Source organism: Streptomyces zinciresistens K42 (assembly GCF_000225525.1).
GTDB classification, from domain to species: Bacteria; Actinomycetota; Actinomycetes; order Streptomycetales; family Streptomycetaceae; genus Streptomyces; species Streptomyces zinciresistens.
Genome location: NZ_AGBF01000412.1, coordinates 1 through 2,009, shown reverse-complemented (window position 1 = coordinate 2,009; position 2,009 = coordinate 1). Strand labels below are relative to the sequence as shown.

Below are 2,009 nucleotides of genomic sequence, written 5' to 3'. Positions count from 1 at the left end.
GGACGCCGCGTGCCGCCGCCCTGACCCGCCCGGCGGCCCCGGCAGGGTCAGCGCAGCGGCCGGCGCGGGTCCACCCGGGCCCGGTCGGCCGCCTGCGCCCCCTCCGTCCAGCCCGCCTCGTCGGAGACACCGCGCAGGCGGGTCGTGGTCGTGTGCGGGAACATCCGGTCGAGGTGCTCGCCGACCGCCACCTCGCGCGAGGCCAGGACGGGGAGCAGGTCCTCGGTCACCGGCGTGCGCGCGGCCTCGGCCAGACGGGTCGCCGTGCGCTGGGCGTAGGCCGCCAGGAACGACTGGCGGAAGGTCTTGGTCCGCCTGCGGCCCGCGGCGCGCTGTGCCGCCTCCGCCGTCGTCATGGCGCTCTGGGCCTGCACGAGGAGCGAGGTGTGGAGCAGTTCCACCGCCTCCAGATCGGTTTCGAAGCCGACGACGGTGGAGAAGCAGAAGGGTTCGTTCCACACGGCGCGGCAGTGGTTCGCCGTCGCCACCGCGTCCAGCAGCACGGCCTTCGCCTGCTCGTACGGCGGCTCCACGCCGATGCGGCAGGCGGCGGGCGCGTCCCCGGCCGCGGCGGTACGGGACGCCGGCAGCGCCTCGTCGATGCTGTACCGGGCCATCAGCTCCTGGGCCTTGGCACTCAGCGCCTCCGCCTCCTGCGGGAAACCGGTCGCCTCCGCCTTCGCCAGCAGCGCCCGGATACGCGTGAGCATGCGCGACTCGGTCCTGACGGGCCCGGCGGCGGGACCACCCGCCTCCTCCAGCGGCTCCAGGGCGGGCAGCCGCAGCAGCAGCCGGTACAGCTCCAGGACGGCGCTCGCGTGCGAGAAACGGTCGGCGGGGGCCGGTGGGCCGGCCGGCAGGTCGTCGAGCTGCGCCCGCCAGCGCGGGCCGCGGGCGCGGTCGTCCGGGGCCTGCGCCCGGATCAGTTCCGCGAGCAGCCGTACGCGGGTGTCGTCCAGGTCGCGCCGCACCAGCCGTACGACGTCGGCGGGCTGCCAGCCGCGTCGCCAGGCGGCGGCCACGAACTCCGTTCCGCGCCGGGCGAGTTCGGCGTCGGCCCCGCGGTCGGCGGCGAGCAGGGAGGCGCCGGTGTCGAGGGTGGCGTGCCCGGTGTCGTAGAGGGCCGCCTCGAAGGCGCGGTCGACGGTGCTGGACGTGCTCACCGGGCGATCGTAGTTCCGCCGCGGACCCGGGTGCGCGGGCCGCCCCGACCGACTGTCAACTTCGGGTTGACGCCCCCCTACTGTCAACCTACGGTTGACACATGTCGACGAAACCGACCATCACGTCCTCCGTACGCCTCGACGAACTCATCGCGGCCATCAAGAAGGTCCACGACCAGCCCCTCGACCAGCTCCAGGACGCCGTGATCGCCGCCGATCACCTCGGCGAGGTGGCCGACCACCTGATCGGGCACTTCGTGGACCAGGCCCGCCGCTCCGGCGCCTCCTGGACCGACATCGGCAAGAGCATGGGCGTCACCCGGCAGGCCGCGCAGAAGCGGTTCGTGCCCAAGGAGAGCAACGACCTCGACCCCCAGCAGGGCTTCGGCCGCTACACACCGCGGGCCCGCAACGTGGTGGTGGCCGCCCACAACGAGTCCCTCGCCGCGCGCAACCCCGAGGGCCGCCCCGAGCACCTGGTCCTCGGCCTGCTGGCCGAGCCGGACGGCATCGCCGCGCGGGCGATCACGGCGACGGGCGTACCGCTGGACGCCGTGCGCCGGGCCGCCACCGCCGCCCTGCCGCCGGCCGCGGAGGAGATCCCCGAGCTGATCCCGTACGGCTCCGACGCCAAGAAGGCCCTGGAGCTCACCTTCCGCGAGGCACTGCGCCTGGGCCACAACTACATCGGCACCGAGCACATCCTACTGGCCCTGCTGGAGTTCGAGAACGGCACCGGCGTCCTGTCGGGCCTCGGCATCACCAAGGAGGGGGCCGAGCGGTACATCGCCGAGGCCCTCTCCCAGTACCTCGGCGGCGGCGAGCGGACGGTCCGCGCGGCGGGCG

2 protein-coding genes are annotated in these 2,009 nt (G+C 74.6%); one reads left to right on the top strand and one right to left on the bottom strand.

Annotated features, from left to right (window positions below):
* Positions 1–47: 47 nt before the first annotated feature.
* Positions 48–1,163 carry a DUF2786 domain-containing protein gene (locus tag SZN_RS36850; RefSeq protein ID WP_007506244.1) on the bottom strand — a complete coding sequence of 372 codons (1,116 nt, stop codon included), beginning with the start codon at positions 1,161–1,163 and terminating at the stop codon, positions 48–50.
* A 101-nt stretch (positions 1,164–1,264) separates the two neighbouring features.
* On the opposite strand from SZN_RS36850, the gene SZN_RS36845 reads away from it, so the two are divergent.
* Positions 1,265–2,009, top strand: a 745-nt coding sequence (locus SZN_RS36845) for a Clp protease N-terminal domain-containing protein (protein WP_007506242.1), incomplete at its 3' end; no start/stop codon positions are given.